This is a genomic window from Halobacterium bonnevillei (assembly GCF_009831555.1).
Lineage (GTDB): Archaea > Halobacteriota > Halobacteria > Halobacteriales > Halobacteriaceae > Halobacterium > Halobacterium bonnevillei.
Genome location: NZ_WUUU01000299.1, coordinates 1 through 1,898, shown reverse-complemented (window position 1 = coordinate 1,898; position 1,898 = coordinate 1). Strand labels below are relative to the sequence as shown.

Sequence of the window (1,898 nt, the reverse complement as noted above, 5' to 3'; positions counted from 1 at the left end):
GTCCTCCTCTACGGCGCCCGCGTGGGCGCCCGGCGATTCGTCACAATCGGCGGCGCGCTCGGGTTCGCCGGGACGGTCGTGGGCGCAGCCACGGGCCTCCCGATCTCGCTCGCACTGGTCGGCGGCGCCGCGCACTGATCGCCTACGACACGGCCGAACACGCGGTGACGCTCGGCGTCGACGTCGGCGCCCGCGCGCCGGTCGGACAGTCCGCGCTCGTGCACGCGTTCGGGAGTTTGGTGGTCGCGTCGCTGGCGGCGGCTGCCGGCTACGGAATCTACGAGGTCGGGCCGACCAGCGCACCCGTCACGGCGCTGGTCGCGTTACTGTTCGCGGCGGTCCTACTGACTTACGCGCTCGGCGACTGACGTCCCACCGTCGGCACCTCGACGGCCTCCAGGACGTCGTCGAGGACCTCGCGCTTGTCCGTGTTCTCGACGGCGGCGTCCGGCGTCAACACGAGGCGGTGCGCGAGCACGTTCTTCGCGAGGCGCTTGACGTCCTCCGGGACGACGTACTCCCGCCCCTTCACGACGGCGCGAGCGCGCGCCGCCTCGAACAGCCGCTGGGTGCCACGCGGACTCACGCCGACCTCGACGCGGCGGTCCTCGCGCGTCTCCCGCGCCACCGACACGATGTACTGCAGGAGGTCGCCCTCGACGCGGATGTCCTCCGCTGTCTCCCGGACCTCGACGACGCTGTCCTCGTCGAGGATGGCGTCCACGGTCGGACTCCGCGTGCTGCGGCCGGCGCGCCGCCGCAGCAGGTCCAGTTCCCCCGCTTCCTCGGGATACCCGATGCTGGCCTTCGCGACGAACCGGTCCATCTGGGCTTCCGGCAGCGGGAACGTGCCCTCCTGTTCGACCGGGTTCTGCGTCGCGATGACGAAGAACGGCTTCGGGAGCGCCATCGTCTCGCCGTCGATGGTCGCCTGCCCCTCCTCCATCGCCTCCAGGAGGGCGGCCTGCGTCTTCGGCGGCGCGCGATTGATCTCGTCGGCGAGCACGACGTTCGCGAAGATGGGGCCCGGCTGGAACTCGAACTCGCGGGTCTTCTCGTTGAAAACGTGCGTCCCGAGGACGTCCGCCGGCAGGAGGTCCGGGGTGAACTGGATGCGGCTGAACTCCAGGCCGAGCGCGGTCGCAACGCTCCGCGCAGTCAGCGTCTTCCCGGTGCCGGGAACGTCTTCGAGGAGGACGTGGCCGTCGGCCAGAAAACCGACGAGGACCGTTTCGAGGAACTCGCGGTCGGTGATGACCGCTCGCTCGACTTCGCTCAGGACGGCGTCGCACTCGTCACTCGCAGTGGTGACGTCCATACGCGAAGCTACCGCTCGCCCGGTTTAGCGTTACCGGTTGACAGGATGACGATTTGACCTATCGCGCGCGGACCGTTCGCTGCCGGCAGACCGACGCCCCCAATCGAAATCCATAAACCCGACAACCGCGTCGTATCGAACGAGCCGAGGTAGCCTAGCCTGGCCAAGGCGGTTGCTTCGAGAGCAACTGTCCTCACGGACTCAGGAGTTCAAATCTCCTCCTCGGCGCTTCTGCCGATATCGCCTACGAATAGCTCTCAGCGTGCAGTTATCGAATCCTGGAAGCGCGGGGTCTCGTACTCCTTCATCCCGCAAACGCCCCTTTCAGTTCCGCCCCGACTTCGGGTCGAGTGCCCGCTCCGGGTGCCGAACCCGGACTGGCAGTCAGTCGGCTGGCTGGGCGGCTTCCGTCTCGGGGAGCAGGCGGTCGAGCGCGTCGACGACGGCGGCGACGCTGGCGGCGGTGATGTCGCTGTCGCTGGCGTCGACCGAGACGGAGCGGTCGCCGCGCGTGACGGTGACGTGGACGGTGACGACGGCGTCAGTCCCGCCCGTAATTGCCGTCGACGTGGTAGTCCTC

2 protein-coding genes, 1 tRNA gene and 1 pseudogene are annotated in these 1,898 nt (G+C 68.8%); 2 read left to right on the top strand and 2 right to left on the bottom strand.

Features of this window, described 5'->3' with window-relative positions:
* The first annotated feature begins 35 nt into the window (after positions 1-35).
* Positions 36-368 carry a DUF7519 family protein gene (locus GRX66_RS20990; RefSeq protein WP_449271479.1) on the top strand — a complete coding sequence of 111 codons (333 nt, stop codon included), beginning with the start codon at positions 36-38 and terminating at the stop codon, positions 366-368.
* On the opposite strand, the gene GRX66_RS18595 is transcribed toward GRX66_RS20990, so the two are convergent.
* The gene (locus GRX66_RS18595) at positions 350-1,318 is read right to left on the bottom strand and encodes an AAA family ATPase (protein WP_159527801.1); all 969 of its coding nucleotides are present in this window, start codon (positions 1,316-1,318) and stop codon (positions 350-352) included. The genes GRX66_RS20990 and GRX66_RS18595 overlap by 19 nt on opposite strands.
* Positions 1,319-1,461: 143 nt before the next feature.
* Here GRX66_RS18595 and GRX66_RS18590 point away from each other — a divergent pair.
* A tRNA-Ser gene (locus GRX66_RS18590) sits at positions 1,462-1,546 on the top strand.
* Positions 1,547-1,702: 156 nt separating this feature from the next.
* Here the strand turns inward: GRX66_RS18590 and GRX66_RS18585 are convergent.
* A pseudogene (locus tag GRX66_RS18585) lies at positions 1,703-1,898 on the bottom strand (alpha-isopropylmalate synthase regulatory domain-containing protein); the annotation flags it as partial.

What these genes read in the sequence shown, in the direction of transcription:
- GRX66_RS18595 (WP_159527801.1), bottom strand. Translation starts at nt 1,318, where the DNA reads ATGGACGTCACCACTGCGAGTGACGAGTGCGACGCCGTCCTGAGCGAA.